Source organism: Cellulomonas fimi ATCC 484 (assembly GCF_000212695.1).
Taxonomy (GTDB): domain Bacteria; phylum Actinomycetota; class Actinomycetes; order Actinomycetales; family Cellulomonadaceae; genus Cellulomonas; species Cellulomonas fimi.
The window spans coordinates 1,742,840-1,765,530 of record NC_015514.1; the positions used below are offsets into that span (position 1 = coordinate 1,742,840).

Below are 22,691 nucleotides of genomic sequence, written 5' to 3' on the forward strand. Positions count from 1 at the left end.
GGGGCCGGCGGGTGGGACGTCAGCGGTCGCTGGACCGCGGGCCCCACAGGTTGATGCCGGCCTCGACGGCGTGCGGCTCGACCGCGGCGAGCTCGTCGTCGTCGAGCGGTGCGGCGGTCGCGGCGGCCAGGTTGTCGTCGAGCTGCTGCACGGTGCGCGCACCGACCAGGACGGACGTCACGCGCGGGTCGCGCAGCACCCACGCGAGGGCGAGCTGAGGAAGCGTCCGTCCGCCGCCGCGCGCCACGGCGTCGAGCGCGCGGACGTGCGTGAGCACGTCGTCCGTGAGCCACTCGGGCCGCAGGGGCCCGCCGCGTGCGGCGCGCGAGTCGGGGGGACGCCGTCGAGGTACCGCGTCGTGAGCATCCCCTGCGCGAGGGGGGAGAAGGCGACGACGGCCATCCCGGCGTCGGCGGCGACGTCGAGGAGCGTCCGGCCGTCGCTGCCCGGCTGCTCGACCCAGCGGTTGAGCAGCGAGTACGCGGGCTGGTGCACGGCGAGCGGCACACCCAGCCGCCGCGCCACGTCGAGCGCCTGCACGGTGCGGTCGGCGGAGTACGACGAGATGCCGACGTGCAGCGCCTTGCCCGCGCGCACGGCCGCCCCCAGGGCGCTGATGGTCTCCTCGAGCGGCGTCGCCGCGTCGAACCGGTGGCTGTAGAACACGTCGACGGCGTCGACACCGAGCCGTCGCAGCGACTCGTCGAGCGACGCGCGAAGGTACTTCGCCGAGCCGTGCTCGCCGTACGGGCCGGGCCACGCCCGGTACCCCGCCTTGGTGGTGACGACGAGCTCGTCGCGGTGCCCGCGCAGGTCGGTCGCGAGCAGCCGCCCGACGCTCTCCTCCGCGGCGAACGGCGGCGGGCCGTAGTTGTTCGCGAGGTCGAGGTGCACGACGCCCCGGTCGACGGCGTGCAGGACGACCTCACGCTGCTCGGCGAACGGGCGGGCCTCGCCGTAGCTCTGCCACAGCCCGAGGGAGACGACCGGGAGGGACAGTCCGCCGGCGCGGCGGTGGGGCAGGGGCGCGACGCTCACGCCGCCGAACCTACGCGGTGCCCGCCTGCGGGGCACAAACGGTTGGCGCGGGGCACTGCGGTAGGCGAGGCTGGGCGGGCACATGCGCACGACCGGCGACTCCGTCCCGGTCGTGCCGACCGACCGAGCACCACGAGGAGACGCCGATGGGGAACGACAGCGCGAAGCCGGCAGCGGGGGCGGCGAGCGACGACGCCAAGGCGAAGTTCCGGGAGGCGCTCGACCGCAAGAAGGCGGCGCAGCACCGGACGGCCGACGCGTCGACGAACACCGGTCCCGTGCACGGCTCCGAGACGGCCGGCCCGGTCCAGCGGCGCTTCCAGCGCAAGTCCGGCGCCTCCTGACGGGAGCGTCCGCACCGGCGGGTCCGCGACCGGCCCGAATCACGCGAGAGGCCCCGCCGGCATCGGCGGGGCCTCTCGCACGTCCAGCGCCCGGGTGGCCGGGCAGGTGGGTCAGGACAGCAGGCGCAGCCGCACGGACTCGGGGCGCGAGGCGAGCGCGTCGACGACGGCCTGGTCGACGCTCGACCCGGCGTCGGTCACCACGTAGCCCAGCTCGCCGCGCGTCGCGAGCAGCTGGCCCTCGACGTTGACGCCGTGCTCGGCGAGCGTCGCGTTCACGGCGGCCAGCACCCCGGGCACGTTGCGGTGCAGGAACGCGAGGCGGTGCGCGCCGGGCGGCTGGTCGAGGGCGAGGTTGGGCAGGTTGACGCTGAGCGTCGTCGAGCCGGTGGCGAGGTAGTCCCGCACCTTGTTCGACACGAACTGGCCGATCGCCTCCTGGGCCTCCTCGGTCGAGCCGCCGGTGTGCGGCGTGAGGATGACGTTCGGCAGGCCGCGCAGCTCGGAGTCGAACGGGTCGCCCTTGCGCTTGGGCTCGACCGGGAAGACGTCGACCGCCGCGCCGCTCACGTGGCCCGACACGACCGCGTCGCGCAGGGCCGCGTAGTCGACGACGAACCCGCGCGACAGGTTGAGGAACACCGAGCCGGGGCGCATGCGGGCGAACTGCTTGGCGCCGAACAGGCCGGCGTTGCCGCTGCGGCCGTCGACGTGCAGCGTGACGACGTCGGCCGCCTCGAGCAGCTCGTCGAGCGTGTCCATGCGCCGGGCGTTGCCGAGCGCGAGCTTCTCGGCGGTGTCGTAGAAGACGACGGACATGCCGAGGTTCTCGGCGAGGACGGACAGCTGGGTGCCGATGTTGCCGTAGCCGATGATGCCGAGCGTGCGGCCGCGGACCTCGTGCGCGCCGGTCGCGGACTTGTTCCACACGCCGTCGTGCATCGCCCTGTCGAACTCGGTGAGGCGGCGGGTCAGCGCGATGATCTCCGAGATCGCGATCTCCACGACGGAGCGCGTGTTCGAGAACGGCGCGTTGAACGTCGCGACGCCGCGCGACGCCGCGGTCGCGAGGTCGATCTGGTTGGTCCCGATGCAGTACGCGCCGATGGCGACGAGGTCGGGGGCCCGCTCCAGCACGGACGCGGTCACGTGCGTCTTGGAGCGGATGCCGAGGAGCTGGACCCCCTGCAGGGCCTCGACGAGCTCGTGCTCGTCGAGCGCACCCGTGCGGGTGGTCACGTCGAAGCCGGCGGACTCGAGGATCGAGCGCGCCTGCGGGTGGAGGTTCTCGAGCAGCAGGGCCTTGGGCACGCCCCTATGGTGCGCCCGGTCCGCCCCGCGACCCAAGACGGTCCGGCCCTCGGACACGCGCGACCGCCGCTCAGGCGGGGGCGTCCCACCCCGTCGGGAGGTCGGCCGCGTGCACCACGCGCAGGGTGCGCGTGGGGCGCGTCATCGCCACGTAGAGGTCGCCCGCGGACGCCGCGAGGACCTCGGCTGGCTCGACGAGGACGACGACGTCGAACTCCAGACCCTTCGCCTCCCGCGGGGTGAGCAGCACGAGCGGGGCGTCGAGGTCGGCGGACGACGCGCCGCTGCCCAGGACGGCGGCGGTGCCGGCGTCGCGCAGCACCTCGTCGACGCGTGCGAGCGTCGCGGGCGTCGCGACGACGGCGACACGCCCCGCACCCGTGGCGTCGGCGACCTCGCTGACCGACTTCTCCGCGTGCCGCGCAGCGGCGACGGCGAGCCCGTCGGCGGAGACGCGGTCGACCAGGAGGGCGTCGGGCACGTCGCGCGCCGACGTCAGCGGGCTGACGGGCAGCCGTGCGGCCGCCGCGACGCGGCGGGCGGTCTCCGCGACGAGGGCCGGGGTCCGGTAGTTGACGGTGAGCTCCGCGAGCCGCCACGACGAGCGCAGCACCGGGTCCAGCATCCGGGCCCAGTCGCGCGCGCCTGCGACGGCGGTGGTCTGCGCGACGTCGCCGACGATCGTGAGCGAACGGGTCGGCACGCGCCGCAGCAGGGCGCGCCAGGCCATCGCGGACAGCTCCTGCGCCTCGTCGACGACGACGTGCCCGTACGTCCAGGTGCGGTCCGCGGCGGCGCGCTCGGCGGTCGTGAGCGCCGGACCCGTCGACGCGAACCGGTCGGCGAGCATCTCGGCGGACACGAGCGCGCCGCTGCCGGTGGACTGCAGCACCTGGCGCGCGTACTCGAGCTCGGACGCACGCCGCTCGGCCGCGGCCCTGGCCTGCGCGCGCGCCGCCTGGTCGTCCTCGCCGAGCAGCTCGGCGGCCTCGTCGAGCAGCGGCACGTCGGCCGGCGTCCACGGGGCGTCGGGGTCCCGCGCGAGCAGCGCGCGGTCCGCGGGGGAGAGCTGGGGGGCGGCGGACTCGAGGCGCCACGGCTTGGCCCACAGGTCGGCGAGGAGCTTCTCGGGGGTCAGGGGCATCCAGGCCAGGTTGAGCGCGACCCGGATCTCGCGCGTCGTGCGCAGCTCCTCGAGGATCTCGCCGCGCTCGTCAGGCGGGATGTCCCCGCCGAGCTGGGCGACGTACTGCTCGGCGAGCCGCCCGAGCATGTCGCGCACGAAGCCGACCCGCGCGAGGTTGTGCGGCCGGTGGTTGCGCCGGGCGCGGGCGATCGCCGACGCGACGTCCTGCGGTCTCACGACGACGGTCCGCCCGTCGATGCGCACCGTGACCGGCTCGGCGGGCACGCGCTGGCGGTCCCGGACCGCGCGCGCGACGACCGCCGCCATGACGGCCCGGCCCTTGACCTCGGCGACCTGCTCGGGCTCGGAGCCGGTCGCGGCCAGGCCGGGCACGAGCTCGGCCACGGTCGTCGTCACGACGCCGGTCTCGCCGAGCGACGGCAGCACCTGGTCGATGTAGCGCAGGAACGTGCGGCTCGGGCCGACCAGCAGGACGCCCGACCGCTCGAGCTGACGGCGGTGCGCGTACAGCAGGTAGGCGGCGCGGTGCAGCGCGACGGCCGTCTTGCCGGTCCCGGGACCGCCCTGCACGACCAGGGCCCCGCCGAGCTCGTCACGGATGATCGTGTCCTGCTCGGCCTGGATCGTGGCGACGATGTCACCCATGCGCCCGGTGCGGCCCGCCGCGAGGCCCGCGAGCAGCGCGCCCTCACCCGACAGGCCGGTCAGGCGGGCGTCGTCGGCGTCGGAGAGCAGGTCGAGGTCGAGCACCTCGTCCTCGACCCCCGTCACGGTCCGGCCGCGCGTGACGACGTGCCGGCGGCGCACGACGCCGTCGGGGTGCGCGGCCGTGGCCCGGTAGAACGCCTGCGCGGCGGGCGCCCGCCAGTCCGTGAGCAGCGGCGACTGGTCCTCGTCCGTCAGACCGATGCGCCCCACGTAGCGACGGTTCCCGTCGTCGAGGTCCAGACGGCCGAACACCAGGCGCTCCTCGACGGCCTCCAGCTGCGCGACCCGGTCCTCGTACAGCGTCGCGAACGCGTCACGCTCGCTGCGGTTCTGCGGCGAGCCCGACGGGCCGGAGCGCCGCACGTGCGCGAGGCGCGCGCGGGTCTGCGCCCGCAGGTCGTCGAGGCGGCCGTAGAGCCGGTCCACCGTCTGCTGCTCGGCGGCCAGCTCGCTCTCGATCCCTGCCACTGATCCTCCGTCCGCGAGCCCGTCGTGCCGTACCCCGACGCCCCGGGGACGGGGCGCTCGGCCCGCGCGGGCGGGCGCAGGGCGACGGAGCGGCCGTCCATTATCCGCCACCCGCGGGGTGCTCGCACCCACCGGGACGGTGACGGGCGTGAGAGCGGGATCACGCGGGCGGCGGGATCGCGGCGTGCCCTCTACGCTTCCTCCCAGCCCGACGAGAGGACTCCCGTGACCCACGCCCCGGCCGCAGCCGGCGACGCCCGCGACCACGCGCTGCCCCCGGCGCGCGACGGTGCGATCCGCCTGCTGCTGGTCGAGGACGACGACGGCGACGCGCTGCTCGTGCGCGAGCACCTCGACGACGCGGGCCTGGTCGTGGACCTCACGTGGGTGCGTTCGCTCGACGAGGCGCTCGAACGCCTCGACGTCGACTGCGTGCTGCTCGACCTGGGGCTCCCGGACGCGATGGGCATCGGGGCGCTCGAGCGGCTCCTGGACGCGGGCGCGCCCGCGGTCGTCGTCCTGACGGGCCTCGCCGACGCGGACGCGGGCATCCAGGCGGTCGCCGCCGGCGCGCAGGACTACCTCGTCAAGGGCGAGGTCGACGGCGGCCTGCTCGGCCGCTCGGTGCGCTACGCCGTCCAGCGCCGCCGGCTCGAGGCGACCGACCGCGAGCTGTACCGCAGCCTCGTGCGTGCGGAGGAGACGACGCGCCTCGAGCGCGCGCTCCTGCCGACCCCCGCGGTGCGCGACGGTGGCCTGGAGGTCCTCGTCGGCTACCGCGCCGGCCGGGAGGGGCTGCTGGGCGGCGACTTCTACGACGTCGTCGAGAGGGCGGACGGGACGGTGCTGGCGCTGGTGGGCGACGTGTGCGGACACGGGCCGGACGAGGCCGCGCTCGGGGCGACGCTGCGGACCGCGTGGCGCACGCTCGTCCTCGCGGGCGTGCCCGTGCAGGACATCCTCGGGCTGCTGGAGCGCGTGCTGGCGTTCGAGCGGGCCCGGCCCGAGGTCTTCACCACGGCGACGATGCTCGTCGTGGCCCCGGACCGGACCTCTGCCGACCTCTACCAGGCGGGCCACCCGGCGCCGATCCTGCTGGGCCCGCCGTCCACGCTCCTGCCGACGCAGCGGCGCGGACGCGCGCTCGGCATCCCCGTCTCGGGCGGCTGGGAACCCGAGCGGCTCGAGCTGGGGAGCTCCTGGCGGGTGCTGCTGTACACGGACGGCCTGCTCGAGGCGACGGTCCGCGGCGGTCCCGAACGGCTCGGCAAGGCCGGTCTGCTCGCGGTGGTGGACGACGCGCTCGCCGCGGAGCTCGCCCGCGCGGGCGGGGGACTCGACGACGAGGGCCCCGGCGGGGTCGTCGCCCGGGTGCTGCACGCGGTGCGTGAGCTGCACGGAGGCGACCTCGTCGACGACGCCGCCGCCGTCCTGCTCGGGTGGGGCGCGTGACCGCGACCCCGTCGCGCGCCGCCCGGCGCCGCGCGACGCTCCGCTCCCGCCTGCTCGGTCTGCTGCTCACCGCGGCGTTCGCGCTCGCGCTCGTCGTGGCCGGCACGGGCCTGGTGCTCGGGCGCGTGCTCGAGCGGCAGGACGCCGTGACGGAGACGTTCTTCGACGCCGTCACGCAGGCGGACGGTGCCTACATCCAGCTCGTCGACTCCGAGACCTCGGTGCGCGGCTTCGCGCTCACAGGAGACGAGGTGACGCTGGAACCCTTCGAGCGGGCCGCCGAGGACGACCTGTCGTTCCGCACGCTCGCGGAGCGCGAGGCGGAGCGCGGCCTCGACCCCGAGCTCACGGCCGCTGCGCAGGCCGCGGGCGAGGCCGGGCGCCGGTGGCACGAGGAGTTCGCGCAGCCCGTCATGGAGCAGGTGCGCGCCGGCGGCACGGCCGCGGTCACGTCGCAGGAGATCGAGAGCGGCCGCGTGCTGTTCGACGACGCCCGCGGCAAGGCCGAGACGTACATGACGCTGCTGCGCGACCGACGGTCGGACGCGGTCGACGAGCTGTCCACGTGGACGCTCGTCGCCGCCGGGACGGTCGTGCTGCTCGTGCTCGCCGCCATCGCGGTCGGCATCTCCCTGTGGGTCGCCCTGCGGCGCTGGGTGCTCGAGCCCTTGCGCGACCTGGCGGCGGACGCGCGCGCCGTCGCGTCGGGCGACCTCACCCACCCCGTCGAGGCCACCGGCCCGGGCGAGATCGCGGCGCTCGCGGACGACGTCGAGCGCATGCGCGTCGCGCTGGTCACCGAGGTGCGTGCGGTCGAGGCGTCGCGCGCCGAGATCGCCGACGCGCACGAGCAGCTCACGACGCAGGCCGAGGAGCTGCGCCGCTCGAACCGGGACCTCGAGCAGTTCGCGTACGTCGCGTCGCACGACCTGCAGGAGCCGCTGCGCAAGATCGCGAGCTTCACGCAGCTGCTGCAGAAGCGGTACGGGGGGCAGCTCGACGAGCGCGCCGACCAGTACATCGCGTTCGCCGTCGACGGTGCGAAGCGGATGCAGCGGCTCATCAACGACCTGCTGGGCTTCTCGCGCGTGGGCCGCATGGGCGGCGAGGTCACCGACGTCGACCTGGACGCGGCGCTCGCCGAGGCCGTGGACAACCTGGGGGAGCGGATCGCGGAGACGGGTGCCGTCGTCACGCACGACCCGCTGCCCACCGTGCAGGGCGAGGAGGCGCTGCTCGTGCAGCTCTTCCAGAACGTCGTCGGCAACGCCGTGAAGTTCCGGCACCCCGATCGCACGCCGCAGGTGCACCTGTCGGCGCGGCGGGTCGGCGAGGAGTGGGAGATCGAGTGCCGGGACAACGGCATCGGGATCGACCAGCAGTACGCCGACCGCGTCTTCGTCATCTTCCAGCGGCTGCACGCGAAGGACGTGTACGAGGGCACCGGGATCGGCCTCGCGCTGTGCAAGAAGATCGTCGAGTTCCACAACGGGCGCATCTGGATCGAGCCGTCGCCGGAGACCGGCACGCGTATCCTCTGGACGTTGCCCGTCCCCGCCGCGGACACCGTGGACGCCACCCCCTGAACGGAGACCCCGTGCCCTCCAGTCCCAAGATCATCGACGTGCTGCTCGTCGAGGACGACCCCGGCGACGTCCTGATGACCCGGGAGGCGTTCGAGCACAACAAGGTCCGCAACCGCCTGTGGGTCGTGCCGGACGGCGTGAGCGCGATGGAGTTCCTGCGCCGCGAGGGGGAGCACGCGGAGGCGCCGACGCCGGACCTGATCCTGCTCGACCTCAACCTGCCGCGGATGGACGGTCGCGAGGTGCTGCAGGCGCTCAAGGCGGACGAGTCGCTGCGCTCCATCCCGGTGGTCGTGCTCACGACGTCGGAGTCCGAGGAGGACGTGCTGCGCAGCTACTCGCTGCACGCGAACGCCTACGTCACCAAGCCGGTGGACTTCGACCGCTTCATCGACGTCGTCCGTCAGATCGACGAGTTCTTCGTGGAGGTCGTGCGGCTGCCGACCCGCTGACCCGCACCACCTGCACGACGCCGGCCGGGAATCCCCGGCCGGCGTCGTGCGTTGTCGACGGCATGCCCGCCGCACGGGGTGGGCGCACGACAGGAGGCTGACGCCCAGGATGTTGGACCCGAGCGAGATCTACGACGTCGACGCGCAGGCTGCCGCACACCTGGCGCAGCGCGTCCGTGACGGAGCCGGCCCGGTGCTCGTGCACGCGGTCCGCGGCTTCGTGGACGCGGGCAGCGCCGGGCAGCTCGTCGCCGAGCACCTGACCGAGGAGCTCGGTGCGACGCGCCTCGTGACGTTCGACGTGGACCAGCTGCTCGACTACCGCTCGCGCCGCCCGGTGATGACGTTCGACTCCACGACGTGGAGCGACTACGCCGACCCGGAGCTCGCGGTGGACGTGGTCGAGGACGCGGCAGGCGTCCCCTTCCTGCTGCTGCACGGCGTCGAGCCGGACGTGCAGTGGGAGCGGTACGTGGCCGCCGTGCGGCAGATCGTCGAGCGCTTCGACGTCCAGCTGACGGTGGGCGTGCACGGCGTGCCCATGGGCATCCCGCACACGCGCCCCGTGTCGGTCACCGCGCACGCCACCCGACCCGAGCTCGTGGCGGACCAGGCGTCCTGGTTCGGCCGTGTGCAGGTGCCCGCCAGCGCGAGCGCGCTGCTCGAGCTGCGGCTCGGCCAGTCCGGGCACGACGCGATGGGCTTCGCGGTGCACGTGCCGCACTACCTCGCGCAGTCCGCGTACCCGCGCGCGAGCGTCGCGGCGCTGCACGGCATCGAGCGCGCCACGGGCCTGGACCTGCGGGCGGGCGCGCTGACCGAGGCCGCGCAGGAGGCGGAGCGCGAGATCGAGCGCCAGGTCGCGGGCTCGGAGGAGGTCGCGACGGTCGTGCGGGCGCTCGAGGAGCAGTACGACGCGTTCGCCCGCTCGATCGGCCGCACGAGCCTGCTGGCGAGCTCGACGGACCTGCCCACGGCCGACGAGCTGGGCGCTGAGTTCGAGCGGTTCCTCGCGGAGCAGCAGGGCGACGGCGACACCCCCCGCTGACCGGTTCTCCGCGGCGCGGGCCGCGACCTTTTCGCGACCGGACGTTTACCGGATCGTTGTCAGGTCGTTCCTCGCCCGTGCCGGAAAGCGTGGCGTGGCGTAGGTCACCGTGCGAGGATGCACACGTTGCAGTGACGTGCTCGTCGGACCGGCGCCGGCGCCCTCACCTGGGCTTCGACACCTTCCAGCCTCGGCTGGTCCTCCCGGTGCAGAACGTGAGGCATTGCGGCACGGCGCGGGCAGAAGGGCCTGTGCCGTCACCGGTTGGACAGAAGGAACAGGTCATGGCACAGGGTGCTGTCAAGTGGTTCAACGCCGAGAAGGGGTACGGCTTCATCGCGCAGGACGGCGGCGGCGCCGACGTCTTCGTGCACTACTCCGCGATCGACACGCAGGGCTACCGCAGCCTCGACGAGGGCCAGCGCGTCGAGTTCGAGATCACGCAGGGCGACAAGGGCCCGCAGGCGGAGCACGTCCGCCCGCTCTGACACTCCTCGACGCGGGGTCCCAGCGCCCGGCGTCCGGTGGTCGCCGACAAGGGCCGCACCCCCACGGGTGCGGCCCTTGTCGCGTCACCAGGCCCGGCCGGTCTGACCGGCGGCGACGGGTCGTGCCGCACCGCCGGTCAGCCCTGCCGCTGCGGCTCGTGCCGCACCACCGGTCAGCCTTGCCGCTGCGGCTCGTGCCGCACCACCGGTCAGCCTTGCCGCTGCGGCTCGTGGCGCACGGCCGACCCGCCGCCCTCGGTCGGCGGGTCGCGCAGCACGGGCGCCCGGCCGGCGAACGCCGCGGCCTCCTCGCCGTGCAGGATCCGGGCGGGGGCGGGCAGGCTGCGGATCGCGCGGGCCAGGCCCGCAGACCCGAGCAGCGCGGGGTCGTCCGTCGCGGCGAGCACGACGTTGCCGTACCCGCGTCCGCGCAGCAGGCCCGGTTCCGCGACGACCGCGACGTCGTCGAACGCGTCGCGCAGCGTCGCGGCCTCCGACCGGGCGCCCGTCAGGGGAGGGCGGTCGGCGCAGTTCATGAGGTAGACCCCGCCCGGACGCAGCACGCGCACGACGTCGGCCACGAACTCGCGGGTCCGGACGTGGTCGGGCGTCGTGTCGCCCGCGAAGACGTCGCGGACGACGACGTCCACGCTCCCGGTCGCGACGCGGGCGAGCTGCTCGCGCGCGTCGCCCGCCCGGATCCGCAGCGCGGGGGACCGGGGCAGGTCGAACCAGCCGCGCACGAGCTCGGGCAGCGCGGCGTCGAGCTCCACGGCGAGCTGCTGCGAGCCGGGTCGCTCCGCGTCGAGCGCGCGCGCGAGCGCGCAGCCCGCCGCTCCGAGGTGCACCACGGACAGCGGCGCACCGGGCGCTCCGACACGCTCGAGCACGGCCGCCATCTGCTGCATGTACTCGAAGTCGAGGCGCCGCGGGTCGGCGGTGTCGAGGTACGAGCTCGGCACGCCGTTGACGAGGACCGTCACGCCGTCGGGGTCGTCGGGGTCGCGGACGAGCTCGACGGTGCCGGTGGGGATGGCCACGGGTCCGGTCGGCCACGCCGGCCGCGTACCCCGTGTGGGCGGGCGGTGGGAGGCTGGGCGCTGTCGCGACGGGCGCTCGCGGGTCATGCGGCCACGCTAGGCGTTGACGCGGTCGAACAGGTGTTCGATACTGGACGAGGACGGAGGGAGACGCACATGGCCGGTGGCGGGCAGGTCGGGCGCAGGGCGGTCGTGCATGCCGTCCCTCCGGTGGAGCACCGCGGGGCGGACGTGGCGCCGCCGGTGCCCGCGCGCGCCGTGGAGCTGCTGACCCGCGCCGATGCGGAGCTCCTGGCCGCGCAGTTCTCCTCCGAGGCGTGGGAGCAGTTCTCGCACGCGCACCTCGCCGCCCTCCGCGCTGGCGCGGCGGTCCTGGCCGCTCGTGGTCGGCCCACCGGTCGCCGCGCGCTGCGGACGGTGTGGGACATGCTCGACGTCGTCGCCCCCGAGCTGGCGTCCTGGAGCGGCTACTTCGCGCACGCCGCGGCGCTGCGCTCGGCTGTCGACGCGGGGCGGTTCGACTCCGTGTCCGCGGCGCGCGCGGAGGAGGCGGTGTGCGCGGCCGAGGACTTCGTCGACGCCGCGCGGCGTGCCGTCGAGACCGAGCCCGGCGGACGCGTGCCCCGCATGCTCGCCGTGAGCGCGTCATGAGCCGCGGGCCCCGGTCCGACGCCGCCCGGCGGGACTGGGGCAACGAGGAGGACGGCTGCTCGATCCTGCACGTCGACATGGACGCCTTCTTCGCGTCGGTCGAGCTCGCGCGCCGCCCGCAGCTGCGTGGTCTGCCCGTGATCGTCGGTGGGGCGCAGCGCGGGGTCGTCCTGGCGGCGACGTACGAGGCGCGGGCGTTCGGGGTGCACTCCGCGATGCCCATGGCGGCCGCGCTGCGCCAGTGCCCGCAAGCGGTCGTCGTCCCTCCCGACCACACGGCCTACCGCGAGGTGTCCACGGGCGTCATGCGGATCCTGCATGACGTGACCGCGCTCGTGGAGCAGGTGAGCGTCGACGAGGCGTTCCTCGACGTCGCCGGCGCCCGCCGACGGCTCGGCCCGCCGACCGCGATCGCCGCGGACGTCCGCCGCCGCGTGGCGGCCGAGTTCGGCATCACGTGCTCGGTCGGCATCGCGGCCACGAAGTTCGTCGCCAAGCTGGCCTCGGGGCACGCGAAGCCCGACGGCGTCCTGCTGGTCCCGCGTGCCGCCACGGTCGACTTCCTGCGGGTGCTGCCGGTGGGGGCGCTGTGGGGCGTCGGGGAGCGGACCGAGGCGGCCCTCGCGCGCTGGGGCGTGCGCACGGTCGCGGAGCTCGCGGACAGCGACGTGACGACGATCCAGCGCGCCGTCGGCAAGGTCGCCGGCGCGCACCTGCACGACCTGTCCTGGGGGCGGGACCCGCGCCCCGTGCAGCCGCACCGTGACGAGAAGTCGATCGGCGCGGAGGAGACGTTCGTCGAGGACGTCGCCGACCTGTCCGTCGTCGAGGCCAAGGCGCTCGAGCTCGCGGACCGCTGCGCGGCGCGGCTGCGCCACAAGCGGCTCGTCGCCCGCACCGTGAGCATCAAGGTCCGCACGTCAGACTTCCGTACGCTCACCCGCGCGCGGACCCTGACGACCCCGAGCGACGTGGCGCGCGAGATCTACCTCGTCGCCCGCGAGCTCCTCGCCGGTGTGGACCTGCGGGGCCTTCCGGTCCGACTGATCGGGGTGCGCGCCGAGGGGCTCGAGGAGGCCGCGGCCGTGGTCCGGCAGCCCACGCTGGAGGAGGCGGTCGCCGAGGAGGTACCGGCGCGGCGCGACGCCGAGGTCGCCATGGACCAGGTGCGCGCACGGTTCGGCACCGCGGCGATCCGAACGGGCGCCCACGTCGACGGGCGCGACACGCGCTCGACTACCACCTTCGTTCCCGCGGATCTATCCTGAACCCGTCACGGATCCACAGCCCATTACGGGGGTCGGAATGCCTCTCTCCGAGTACGAGCAGCGCGTACTTGAGCAGATGGAGCGCCAGCTCACGTCTGACGACCCCCGCCTGGCCAACACGCTCACGCAGCGCGGTCGCCGGTCCGTCAGTCGCTACCTGATCGCCGGCACCGGTGCCGCGATCGGTCTGCTCCTGCTCGTGCTCGGTGCCGCCGGCAGCCTGCCGCTGCTCGGCGTCGTCGGTTTCGTCGTCATGTTCGCCGCCGTGGCCTTCGCCTTCGCGGACCCGCAGCGCGGCGGGCGACGCAGCGGTCCTCGCGGCGTCGTGCAGGCGGACGGCGCGGTGCGCCCCTCGGCCTCGGCGCGCAAGGGCGGGTTCATGTCCCGTCTCGAGCAGCGCTGGGACCGTCGCCGCGACGAGGGTCGCTGACCTTTCCCCACCTGCACGTCGCGCGGGTCAACCAGACCGTCCTCGGCGCGCGACGGCGGAGCCGCGCACCAGCCCGGCGCCGGACCGTGCAGTGCGCACGTCGGGGGCGGGCCTCCGGACGGAGAGGCGGTGCACCCCGAGGGCGCGACCTTCCGGCGGCGCGACGAGCAGGCTGGTGCGGCGCGGGAGCGACTCCCCGGGAGCGACGCCCGCTCAGCGGGTCGGCCGGCCGCTTCCGGCGCCGCTCAGCTGCGACGTCACGCCGTCCACGACCTCGTCCGTCCACCGCAGCAGGTCCTCGGTCGCCACGTCCTCGGGTGCGGGTGCATAGCGCTGGCGCTCGACGGTGCGCGCCAGCTGCTGCAGGGCGCGCGCGGCCGCCGCGTCCAGCTCGGACCCGGACGCGGCGAGGACCTGGCTCTGCACGGCGAGCACGGCGTCGCGCGGCGTCGTCGCGTCGCTCCAGCTGATGCCCTTGGACGCGAGCCGCCGTCGGGCGCGCAGCCAGGCGCGCTCCGGTGTCTCGTCGGCGCGGGTCCGCGTGCGGCGGCGCACCAGGGGCAGGGCGAGCAGGAGGGCGACGAGCACCACGCCACCGATGACGCCGACGCGGGTCCAGCTCTGCTCGGTCTCCTGCTCGACGACCGGCCCGGTGGGGACGGGCGCCGTCGTGGCGGCGCCCGTCGGTGCGGCGGCCGACGGCAGGGCCTCGTCGGGCACGTCGTCGCCGGGGCCGATCGCGGCGAACGGGTCGCTCCACAGCGGCGGGGCGCCGGACTGGATCGCCGGGGTCGGCTCGAACCGGACCCAGCCCTGGTCCGCGAAGTAGAGCTCGGGCCAGGCGTGCGACTTGCGCCCGGTGACGACGTAGGTCCCGTCCCCGTCCGCGTCACCCGGCAGGAACCCGACCCCGACGCGCGCCGGGATGTCCAGCGTGCGGGCCATCAGGGCCATGCCGGTCGCGAACTGCACGCAGTAGCCGCGGCGCGACTGCAGGAAGTCCCACACGGCGTCCTCGCTGCGCGCGGGTGCGACCCGCGTGTCGTAGGTGAAGTTCGTCGCCGCGCGGAAGTAGGACTGCAGGGCCATCGCCTGCTCGTAGGGGGTGGTCGCGTCGGCGGTGAGCGAGCGGGCGAGGTCCTCGATCTCGGCCGCGTGCTCGGTGGTGGGCACGGCGAGTGAGGCCCCCGCGTCGCCCGGGTCGCCGACGCGCGCCCCCGCGAGGTCGTCGGCCGTCAGGTCGGGGGACCTCGACGAGCATCGAGTAGCGCATGCCGTCGAACGTGCTCCGGCGCCCGACGACCTCGTCCCGTCCGTCGTCGTACGACCACGCGCCGTCGACGGTCACGGTGCGGGGGAACGTGCTGACGGGGAGCCGGCGCTCGCGCAGCGCCCCGACCTCGACGGCCACGGACGCGAGCGTGCCGCGCGCGGCGTCGGGTGTGCCGCCGCGGATGCCCGGGTCGGACGCGAGGAGCTCGCCCGGCTCCCACGTGCGGACATCCGTCGCGTCGTCACGCTGCCACTCGCGCCCGTCGAAGGACGTGAGCGTGAACGCCCGCAGGGGTCCGATGAGCCGGGCGGTGACGGCGGGCCCGTCCGACGCGCTCGGCGCCGGCGTGGGCACCTCGAGGTCGGGCGCCGTGCCGGCCGCCGCGTCGGCGCCCTCGGGCGGGACGACGGTGTAGCGGAGCACGACCTGTCCCGAGCGGGTGCCGAGGCTCTCGCGCAGGTCGAGGTTGCTGCTGAGCTGCAGCGGGCCGACCGGCCCGGAGCCGAGGCTCGGCAACGCGAGCGAGGCCCATCCGGGCAGAGCGGCGACGACGGGTCCGGCGGCGAGCGCGGTGACCACGACAGCGGCGGCGCCCGCCAGCGCGCTCCCGGTCCGGCGCGCGCGGTCGCTGTGCGCGGAGGCGGGTGCCGCGCTCAGGGCGAGCAGCAGCAGGTAGGCGAGGCCGGTCCAGGCGACGGCGCCGGTGCCCCCGGGGAAGCCCAGGAACACGGTGGGCACCCACAGGCCGAGCAGGGCGATGCCGGCGAGCGCGGGCAGCCCGAGCCCGACGGCCAGGAGGTCCGCCACCAGCAGCACGAGGACGGCGCCGACGACGACGAGCAGCTCGGCGGGCCGGACGCCCGGCATCGGGACGAGCGAGGCGTTGATGACGGCGACGCCCTCGCGCGCGGTGGCCATGGCGCGGTCGAGCGAACCGAGGTCGGGCAGGACCTGGATGCGTCCCGGGGGAGCGCCGTACCGCACGAGCACGCCGGCGGCGGCCACGACGAGGCCGACGAGGGTGGGCGCCCACCACGAGCGCGTCACGGCGCGGGCCCCCGCGACGACGGCGGCCGTGAGGCCGACGGCGAGCCAGGTGACCGTCAGCCACCGGCCGGGCTCGATCAGGTGCGACAGGGCGGTGACGGCGGCGCAGGTCGCCACGGCGCACAGGGCGGTGGCGAGCACGCTGCGCGGACCGCGCGGGATGCGGGCGGGTGCGGCGTTCACCGGGCGCTCCCCAGCAGGCGCAGCCAGCACGCGACGACGTCCTCGCCCGGCGCGACGGCGCACGCGCGCCACCCGGCGCGGCGCAGGGCGTTGACCGTGTGCTGCGCCTCCCGCTCGTGCGCCGGGCTCGCGCCGTCGGCGCGCACGACGGCCCATCCCTGGGCGTTGTCGGCGACGTGCGCGAGCGCGGCCCGCGCCCCCGCGCCGAGCGGGCCGAGGACGGCCAGCACGATCTCGCCCCCCGCCTCCGTGGTCTCCAGCAGGTGTGCGGCGGCGAGGAGCTGCGACTCGGCCTCCTCGGGCGAGCGGGGCGCCTCGAGGTCGACGGTCGAGTCGAGCAGGTCGGCACGCGCGGTCGGGCCGGAGCGCGCGTGCAGGAACTCCGTGCCGGCGCCGTCGCGACCACCGAGGAGGCGCACCGGGTGACCGCCCTCGAGCATCGCGATCGCCATGGAGGCGGCGAGCGAGATCGTCCACTCCAGGGCGGCGAGCCGGGCGGGGAGGTCCAGCAGGACGGACACGGGGCGCATGCCGGCCCGCTCGTCGGAGCGGACCATGAGCGCGCCGCGCCGCGCGCTGCTGCGCCAGTGCACGCGCCGCAGGTCGTCGCCCTCGCGGTAGTCGCGCAGCGAGGCGTCGTCGGTGGAGGGCGTGCGCGCGCCGAGGGCGACGCGGTCGGGCTCGCCGACGAGCACGTCGGACGCGGTCGGCAGCGGGACGACCGTGGGCCAGACGACGACCTCGGCGTGGTCCCCGAGCGTCGCGCTCGACCGCGCCACTCCGAAGGGGTCGCTGCGGGTGACGACCAGGGGGCCGAGCTGCCATCGCCCGCGACGGGCGGCCTCGACGGTGTAGGAGACGGTCACGCGCTGCGGGCTGCGGCTGACGCGTGCGCGCAGCGGCCGGCCGCCCGAGAGCTCGGTGGCCGCCTGCTCGGCGAACCGCAGGCCCGCGAGCCGCACCCGGGCCGCGGGGTCGGAGGCGGTGATGCGGACGTCGACGCGTGCCTGCTCCCCGGCGTGCACGGGGTTCGGCCGGGCGTCGCGCGCCACCGCGAGCCGGTGCCGTCCGCGGCCGGGGTCGAGCAGGCCGACCACCACGGCCGCACCGACCGCGAGCAGGACGACGAGCGTGCCGAGCCGCACGAGGTCCACCGCGCCGAGGCCGACGCCGAGCAGGACGAGCGTGACGCCGGCGAGCCCGAGCGCCCAGCCGCGCCGGGTGGGCCGCAGACCCATCAGCCGATGGCGCGTCGGGCGCGCGGGCCGCCGGTGGTGACGGCGGCGGGCACGGGCAGCGGGGTGCGGGCGACGATGTCCCTGACGATGTCGGAGGTGGAGCGGCCCGACAGCCGGGACTCGGTGCTGGGCAGGAGCCGGTGGGCGAGGACGGGCTCCGCGAGCTGCTGCACGTCGTCGGGCAGGACGTGGTCGCGCCCGTCCATCGCGGCGAGCGACTTGGCGGCGCGCAGCAGCTGGATCGCGGCGCGCGGCGACGCGCCCAGGCGCAGGCCGTGGTCCTCGCGCGTCGCGGTGACGAGGTCGACGACGTACCGCTTGACCGCGGGCGCCGCGAACAGGCGGCGGGTGGTGTCGATGAGCCGGCCGACGGCGGCTGCGTCCGTGACGGGCCGCAGCTGGTCGAGCGGGTCGGAGGTCTCCTGCAGGTCGAGCATGTCGAGCTCGGACTCGACGCTCGGGTAGCCGACGGTCAGGCGCGCCATGAACCGGTCGCGCTGCGCCTCGGGCAGGGGGTACGTGCCCTCCATCTCGACGGGGTTCTGGGTGGCGACGACGAGGAACGGCCGCGGCAGGGGGTAGGTGCGCCCGTCGACGGTCGCCTGGGCCTCCTGCATGCACTCCAGCAGGGCGGACTGCGTCTTCGGCGAGGCGCGGTTGATCTCGTCCCCGATGACGACGTGCGCGAAGACGGGCCCGGGCCGGAACTCGAACTCGTGCGTCTGCGCGCGGAAGATGTTGACGCCCGTGAGGTCGCTCGGGAGCAGGTCCGGCGTGAACTGGATGCGGCCGACGGGGCAGTCGATGGTGCGGGCGACCGCCTTCGCGAGCGTCGTCTTGCCGACACCGGGCACGTCCTCGAGCAGCAGGTGGCCCTCGGCCAGCAGCACGGCGAGCGTGACGCGGACGAGCTCGGGCCGCCCGGTCACGACGGACTCGACGCCGGCGCGCATCCGGCCGGTGGTTCGGACGACGTCGTCGAGCTCGCTCGACGACGGCACGGCCTGCAGCATGACGCCTCCCTTGGCGGAACTGGGACGAGCCTAAAGGAATCAGGCCGGGCCTGACCTGGACTCCGTCCCCCACTTCCCTCCACGTGCCCGACGGCCCACCCGGGAGGTGGCACGGGAATCGCGTGGTCCGCCCGGAGTTGTCCGGGTCCGGGTCCGGACGACACGCCCCGGGCGGGTGAACCTCGCGGATTGCCCTCCACTTCCCTCCACCCTCTCTGACCTGCATGTTCACGTCTTCCGACGGGTGAATTCACAGGTCTTTCCGGTGGCAGGTGGAGGGAAGTGGAGTACCGTGGAGGCATCGGGAGAGGCGGGGAGAAGCCCGCGGACGGGACCGGGAAGGAGGCGTGGTGACGCATGAGTCGTCGGCCGGCCTCTTCGGCTCGTCCGCGCCTTTTCTCGGGACGTACACGCCGCGCCTCGACGACAAGGGCCGGCTCATCCTCCCGGCCAAGTTCCGCGGCCAGCTCGCCCCGGGGCTCGTCATGACGCGCGGCCAGGAGCGCTGCCTGTTCCTGCTGCCGATGGACGAGTTCCGTCGGATGCACGACCAGCTCCGGCAGGCGCCCGTGACGAGCAAGCAGGCGCGCGACTACCTGCGCGTCTTCCTGTCCGGCGCGAGCGACGAGCTGCCGGACAAGCAGGGCCGCATCTCGATCCCGCCGGTGCTGCGCAAGTACGCCGGGCTGGACCGGGACGTCGCCGTCATCGGGGCGGGAACCCGCGTCGAGATCTGGGACCTGCAGGCGTGGGAGACGTACCTCGCCGAGCAGGAGGCCGGCTACGCCGACACGGCGGAGGAGGTCTTCCCCAACGGGCCGTTCTGAGCCCGTCCGCCGCGCCGCCCGCACCCGACCACCCCGTCCGCACCCGTCCCTGTCCCGCCCGGCGAGACCTCCCCCCGACAGCTCTGGCGCACTTCCCCGGCGCCAGAGGGTCGGTGGGGGATCTGGTCGGACGGCGGAAGGACCGCCCGACCCACCGCCCCACGCACGCCCCGCCCGGGGCACCGCCGTACCCCGACCCAGCGACCAGAGGCAGGAGGCAGCGATGGACCAGCACGACCTCGGCGACGCGGCCACCCGCCACACGCCGGTGCTCCTGCAGCGCTGCCTGGACCTGCTGGCCCCGGCCCTCGCCGCGGACGGCTCCGTGATGGTCGACTCCACGCTCGGCATGGGCGGTCACACCGAGGGCGTGCTGCGGGCCTTCCCGCACGTGCGCGTCGTCGGGATCGACCGCGACCCGCAGGCGCTCGCGCTCGCCGGCCGGCGGCTCGCGCCGTTCGGCGACCGGTTCACGGGCGTGCACGCCGTGTACGACGAGATCGGCGAGGTCCTCGACGGGCTCGGCATCGACCACGTGCAAGGCGTCCTCATGGACCTGGGCGTGTCGTCGCTGCAGCTCGACGAGCGCGAGCGCGGCTTCTCCTACGCGCACGACGCGCCGCTCGACATGCGGATGGACGCCTCGCGCGGGCAGACCGCCGCGGACGTCGTCAACGGCTACGACGAGCGGGACCTGGCCCGCGTGCTGCGCGTCTACGGCGAGGAGCGCTTCGCGGCGCGGATCGCCCGGTCCGTCGTGCGGGCCCGGGAGAAGGCGCCGCTGACCCGCACGGGCGAGCTCGTCGACCTCGTGCGCGCGAGCATCCCGGCGGCGACCCGCAAGACCGGCGGCCACCCCGCGAAGCGCACGTTCCAGGCGCTGCGGATCGAGGTGAACGGCGAGCTCGAGGTCCTGGAGCGCGCCCTGCCGGCGTCGGTCGAGGCGCTCGCCGTCGGCGGACGCATCGTCGTCGAGGCGTACCACTCGCTCGAGGACCGGCTCGTCAAGCGGACGCTGGCCGCCGGTGCGACGTCCAGCGCGCCGCCGGACCTGCCCGTCGAGCCCGAGACCCACGCGCCGTACCTGCGGCTCGTCACCCGCGGCGCCGAGGAGGCCGACGAGGCCGAGCTCGCCCGCAACCCCCGCGCGCAGTCCGTCCGGCTGCGCGCCGCCGAACGTATCCGACCGACCCCGGACCACCTGCGTGGTCCGCAGCCTGGCAGGAGGGCAGCATGAGCGCTCAGGCGACCGCACGGGTGAGCACCGCCCGTGCCTACCCGGCACCCGCACGACAGCCGGCGGCCGCACCGCGGCTCCGGCTGGTCCGCGCGCCGCAGACCGCACGTACGCGGGTCCCGTTCGTGCTCGCGTGCATGGCGGTGCTGGCCGCCGCGCTGCTCTCGGCCCTCCTGCTCAACACGCAGATGGCCTCGGGCGCCTACGAGAAGTACGGCCTGTCGAACGAGCTGGGCCGGCTCGACCAGGACGCGAAGGACCTCCAGGCGCAGCTCGACCAGAAGGCGTCGCCGGCGCAGGTCGCCGCCGCCGCCCGCGCGCTCGGCATGGTGCCCGCCGACGGCACGGGCTGGGTGCGCGTGTCCGACGGCACCGTCCAGGGGTCGCCGGCCCCGGCCGCAGCAGGCGGATGACGGCGCGCGTCGGCGGGTCGCCGCGGGTCCAGCCGCGACGCCCGCAGACTGGGGGCATGCCCCCGCAGCGCGCCTCGACCTCCGGCTCGCGCCCGGCAGGGACGGCGCGGCCGGCGGCCGCCCGCGCGGGGTCGCGGACCGTGGACGTGCTGCCGCGGCCGCGCGGCGGGGCGGCTCCCGCCCGCCGGCCCGCGGGCGGAGGGCTCACGGGAGGCGGTGGCCCGCGGCGCCCCGCGGGCGTCCAGGCCGGGTCGCGCGGGCGCATGGGCTTCCTCACCGTCCTCGTGCTGGTCGTGCTGCTCGCCTTCGGCGGGCGGCTCGTGTGGGTGCAGGGGATCCGGGGGGACGAGATCGCGGCTCAGGCGCGCCAGCAGCGGCTCTCGTCGTACGAGGTGCTCGGCGCACGCGGCGAGATCACGGACGCCGAGGGCCGCACGCTCGCCGCCTCGGTCGAGCGGTACGACATCGCGGTGAACCAGAAGCAGGTCGGCGAGTTCCGCAGCACCGGCACGCCGGCGGTCCCCGACGGTGCCGCGGGGGTCGCGGAGCGGCTCGCGCCCCTGCTCGGGATGAGCGCCTCCGAGCTCGGCGGGATGCTGGTCGGGGACCGGGACTTCAAGTACATCGCGAAGAACGTCCTGCCCGAGGTCGCGCGCCAGATCCGGGCGCTGCGCCTGCCCGGCATCACGGTCGACAAGGTCGCCGAGCGCGTCTACCCGAACGGCGACCTCGCGGGGAACATCGTCGGGTTCGTCAACTCCAACGGCGTCGGCCTCGAGGGCCTCGAGCGCTCGCTCGACGACCGCCTCACGGGCTCGCCCGGCCTCGAGACGTACGAGCGGGGCCGCAAGGGGCAGCCCATCCCCGGCGGGTACTCCGCGGGCTCGCCCGCGCAGCAGGGCGACTCGGTCCAGCTGACGATCCTGTCCGACCTGCAGTTCAAGGCGCAGGAGGCCCTCGAGGCCGCGGTCGCGTCGACGGGGTCGGAGGGCGGCACCGTCGTCGTCATCGACACGCGGACGGGCGAGGTGCTCGCCCTGGCCGACTCGGGCTCGGTCGACCCGAACAACCCGGGCGAGAGCTCGGGCGGCTCGCTCGCGAGCTCGGTGTCCGACGTGTTCGAGCCCGGCTCGACCGGGAAGGTCATCACGATGGCCGCCGCGCTCGACGCGGGACTCGTCACGCCGCTCACGCAGTTCGAGGTGCCGTACACGTACACGACGGAGAACGGCGAGACGTTCAAGGACTCGCACGAGCACGGCCTGCTGCGCCTGACGACGACGGGCGTCCTCGCCGAGTCGTCGAACACCGGCACCGTGATGATCGGGCAGCAGCTGCCGCAGCAGACGCGCCACGACTACCTCACGCGGTTCGGCTTCGGGTCGCGCACGGGCATCGAGCTGCCGGGGGAGTCGCCGGGCATCCTGCGCTCGTGGGAGACGTGGGACAGCTGGGACCGGCGCTCCAAGTTCGCGGTCCTGTTCGGCCAGGCCGTGTCGGTGACCGCGATCCAGGCGACGCAGGTGTTCGCGACGATCGCGAACGGCGGCGTGCGCGTGCAGCCCCACATCATCAAGGGCTGGACCTCCGCCGACGGCACCTACACCCCGGCGCCCGCCCCCGCGACGACCCAGGTCGTCTCCCCGCAGACGGCCGCGACCGTGCTCAGCATGATGGAGAGCGTGGTCGACGACGGCACGGGCAGCGGGGCGGCGATCCCCGGGTACCGCGTCGCAGGCAAGACGGGGACCGCGCAGAACTGGGTCAACGGCCGCCAGGGCATCACGGCGTCGTTCATCGGGGTCGCCCCGGTCGACTCCCCGCGCATCGCCGTGAGCGTCGTGCTGCACAACCCGAAGACGTCGATCTACGGCGGCACGGTCGCCGCGCCGGTCTTCAGCGACGTCGCCGGGTTCGCCCTCGGGGAGCTCGGCGTGCCCCCGTCGGGGAGCGCTCCGCAGCTGTTCCCGACGACGTGGTGAGCGCACCCGGCGCCGACCCGCGCCGAGCGTGGGGCCCCTCCGACCGG

19 protein-coding genes and 2 pseudogenes are annotated in these 22,691 nt (G+C 75.2%); 13 read left to right on the top strand and 8 right to left on the bottom strand.

What is annotated here, in order from left to right:
- Window positions 1-19: 19 nt before the first annotated feature.
- Window positions 20-1,122: pseudogene (locus CELF_RS08005) on the bottom strand (aldo/keto reductase).
- 62 nt (window positions 1,123-1,184) lie between these two features.
- On the opposite strand from CELF_RS08005, the gene CELF_RS08010 reads away from it, so the two are divergent.
- Window positions 1,185-1,382 (top strand): DUF5302 domain-containing protein, encoded by a 198-nt coding sequence (locus CELF_RS08010; RefSeq protein WP_013770751.1) that lies wholly within the window; start codon window positions 1,185-1,187, stop codon window positions 1,380-1,382.
- A 111-nt stretch (window positions 1,383-1,493) separates the two neighbouring features.
- On the opposite strand, the gene serA is transcribed toward CELF_RS08010, so the two are convergent.
- Window positions 1,494-2,693: a phosphoglycerate dehydrogenase gene (serA, locus tag CELF_RS08015; RefSeq protein ID WP_041553379.1), complete on the bottom strand. Its 1,200-nt coding sequence runs from the start codon at window positions 2,691-2,693 to the stop codon at window positions 1,494-1,496.
- A 70-nt stretch (window positions 2,694-2,763) separates the two neighbouring features.
- Window positions 2,764-5,016, bottom strand: a complete 2,253-nt coding sequence (locus CELF_RS08020) for a HelD family protein (protein WP_013770753.1) — start codon at window positions 5,014-5,016, stop codon at window positions 2,764-2,766.
- Window positions 5,017-5,241: 225 nt separating this feature from the next.
- Between CELF_RS08020 and CELF_RS08025 the strand changes: the two genes are divergently transcribed.
- The 5 genes from CELF_RS08025 to CELF_RS08045 all read left to right on the top strand — a co-directional run bounded on the left by CELF_RS08025 (window position 5,242) and on the right by CELF_RS08045 (window position 10,042).
- A complete protein-coding gene (locus CELF_RS08025; RefSeq protein ID WP_013770754.1) occupies window positions 5,242-6,468 on the top strand; it encodes a PP2C family protein-serine/threonine phosphatase in 1,227 nt (408 codons plus the stop codon).
- On the top strand, window positions 6,465-8,054 hold the full coding sequence (locus CELF_RS08030; RefSeq protein WP_013770755.1) for a sensor histidine kinase: 1,590 nt from the start codon (window positions 6,465-6,467) through the stop codon (window positions 8,052-8,054). The genes CELF_RS08025 and CELF_RS08030 overlap by 4 nt, the downstream gene beginning before the upstream one ends.
- 11 nt (window positions 8,055-8,065) lie before the next feature.
- Window positions 8,066-8,506, top strand: a complete 441-nt coding sequence (locus CELF_RS08035) for a response regulator (protein WP_013770756.1) — start codon at window positions 8,066-8,068, stop codon at window positions 8,504-8,506.
- Window positions 8,507-8,615: 109 nt separating this feature from the next.
- Window positions 8,616-9,554 (top strand): proteasome assembly chaperone family protein, encoded by a 939-nt coding sequence (locus CELF_RS08040; protein ID WP_013770757.1) that lies wholly within the window; start codon window positions 8,616-8,618, stop codon window positions 9,552-9,554.
- 284 nt (window positions 9,555-9,838) lie between these two features.
- Window positions 9,839-10,042: a cold-shock protein gene (locus CELF_RS08045; protein WP_013770758.1), complete on the top strand. Its 204-nt coding sequence runs from the start codon at window positions 9,839-9,841 to the stop codon at window positions 10,040-10,042.
- A gap of 209 nt (window positions 10,043-10,251) precedes the next feature.
- On the opposite strand, the gene CELF_RS08050 is transcribed toward CELF_RS08045, so the two are convergent.
- Complete coding sequence (locus CELF_RS08050; RefSeq protein ID WP_013770759.1) at window positions 10,252-11,169, bottom strand: spermidine synthase; 918 nt, start codon at window positions 11,167-11,169, stop codon at window positions 10,252-10,254.
- Between the two features lie 123 nt (window positions 11,170-11,292).
- On the opposite strand from CELF_RS08050, the gene CELF_RS08055 reads away from it, so the two are divergent.
- From CELF_RS08055 to CELF_RS08065, 3 genes are read left to right on the top strand one after another with little or no spacing between them, the layout of a single operon-like run.
- Window positions 11,293-11,733, top strand: a complete 441-nt coding sequence (locus CELF_RS08055) for an SAV_6107 family HEPN domain-containing protein (RefSeq protein ID WP_232014322.1) — start codon at window positions 11,293-11,295, stop codon at window positions 11,731-11,733.
- Complete coding sequence (locus CELF_RS08060; protein WP_013770761.1) at window positions 11,730-13,001, top strand: DNA polymerase IV; 1,272 nt, start codon at window positions 11,730-11,732, stop codon at window positions 12,999-13,001. Before CELF_RS08055 ends, CELF_RS08060 begins: the two co-directional genes overlap by 4 nt.
- A gap of 37 nt (window positions 13,002-13,038) precedes the next feature.
- Window positions 13,039-13,431, top strand: a complete 393-nt coding sequence (locus CELF_RS08065) for a DUF3040 domain-containing protein (protein WP_013770762.1) — start codon at window positions 13,039-13,041, stop codon at window positions 13,429-13,431.
- A gap of 213 nt (window positions 13,432-13,644) precedes the next feature.
- Here the strand turns inward: CELF_RS08065 and CELF_RS19950 are convergent, their stop codons facing one another.
- The 4 genes and pseudogenes from CELF_RS19950 to CELF_RS08080 all read right to left on the bottom strand — a co-directional run bounded on the left by CELF_RS19950 (window position 13,645) and on the right by CELF_RS08080 (window position 18,185).
- Entirely contained in the window at window positions 13,645-14,520 is an 876-nt protein-coding gene (locus CELF_RS19950; protein ID WP_157457159.1) for a transglutaminase-like domain-containing protein, read from the bottom strand.
- Window positions 14,521-14,677: 157 nt separating this feature from the next.
- Window positions 14,678-16,006, bottom strand: a pseudogene (locus CELF_RS21145) (TgpA N-terminal domain-containing protein); the annotation flags it as partial.
- Window positions 15,931-17,172 carry a DUF58 domain-containing protein gene (locus CELF_RS08075; RefSeq protein WP_013770763.1) on the bottom strand — a complete coding sequence of 414 codons (1,242 nt, stop codon included), beginning with the start codon at window positions 17,170-17,172 and terminating at the stop codon, window positions 15,931-15,933. The pseudogene CELF_RS21145 and the gene CELF_RS08075, both read right to left, overlap by 76 nt.
- On the bottom strand, window positions 17,172-18,185 hold the full coding sequence (locus CELF_RS08080; protein ID WP_013770764.1) for an AAA family ATPase: 1,014 nt from the start codon (window positions 18,183-18,185) through the stop codon (window positions 17,172-17,174). The genes CELF_RS08075 and CELF_RS08080 overlap by 1 nt, the downstream gene beginning before the upstream one ends.
- Before the next feature lie 350 nt (window positions 18,186-18,535).
- On the opposite strand from CELF_RS08080, the gene mraZ reads away from it, so the two are divergent.
- The 4 genes from mraZ (at window position 18,536) to CELF_RS08100 (ending at window position 22,644) form a co-directional block, all read left to right on the top strand.
- Window positions 18,536-19,012 carry a division/cell wall cluster transcriptional repressor MraZ gene (gene mraZ / locus CELF_RS08085; protein ID WP_013770765.1) on the top strand — a complete coding sequence of 159 codons (477 nt, stop codon included), beginning with the start codon at window positions 18,536-18,538 and terminating at the stop codon, window positions 19,010-19,012.
- Window positions 19,013-19,235: 223 nt separating this feature from the next.
- A complete protein-coding gene (gene rsmH, locus CELF_RS08090) occupies window positions 19,236-20,249 on the top strand; it encodes a 16S rRNA (cytosine(1402)-N(4))-methyltransferase RsmH (protein WP_013770766.1) in 1,014 nt (337 codons plus the stop codon).
- Window positions 20,246-20,662 carry a cell division protein FtsL gene (ftsL, locus tag CELF_RS08095; RefSeq protein ID WP_013770767.1) on the top strand — a complete coding sequence of 139 codons (417 nt, stop codon included), beginning with the start codon at window positions 20,246-20,248 and terminating at the stop codon, window positions 20,660-20,662. Before rsmH ends, ftsL begins: the two co-directional genes overlap by 4 nt.
- A gap of 56 nt (window positions 20,663-20,718) precedes the next feature.
- The gene (locus CELF_RS08100; protein ID WP_232014323.1) at window positions 20,719-22,644 is read left to right on the top strand and encodes a peptidoglycan D,D-transpeptidase FtsI family protein; all 1,926 of its coding nucleotides are present in this window, start codon (window positions 20,719-20,721) and stop codon (window positions 22,642-22,644) included.
- Window positions 22,645-22,691 lie beyond the last annotated feature (47 nt).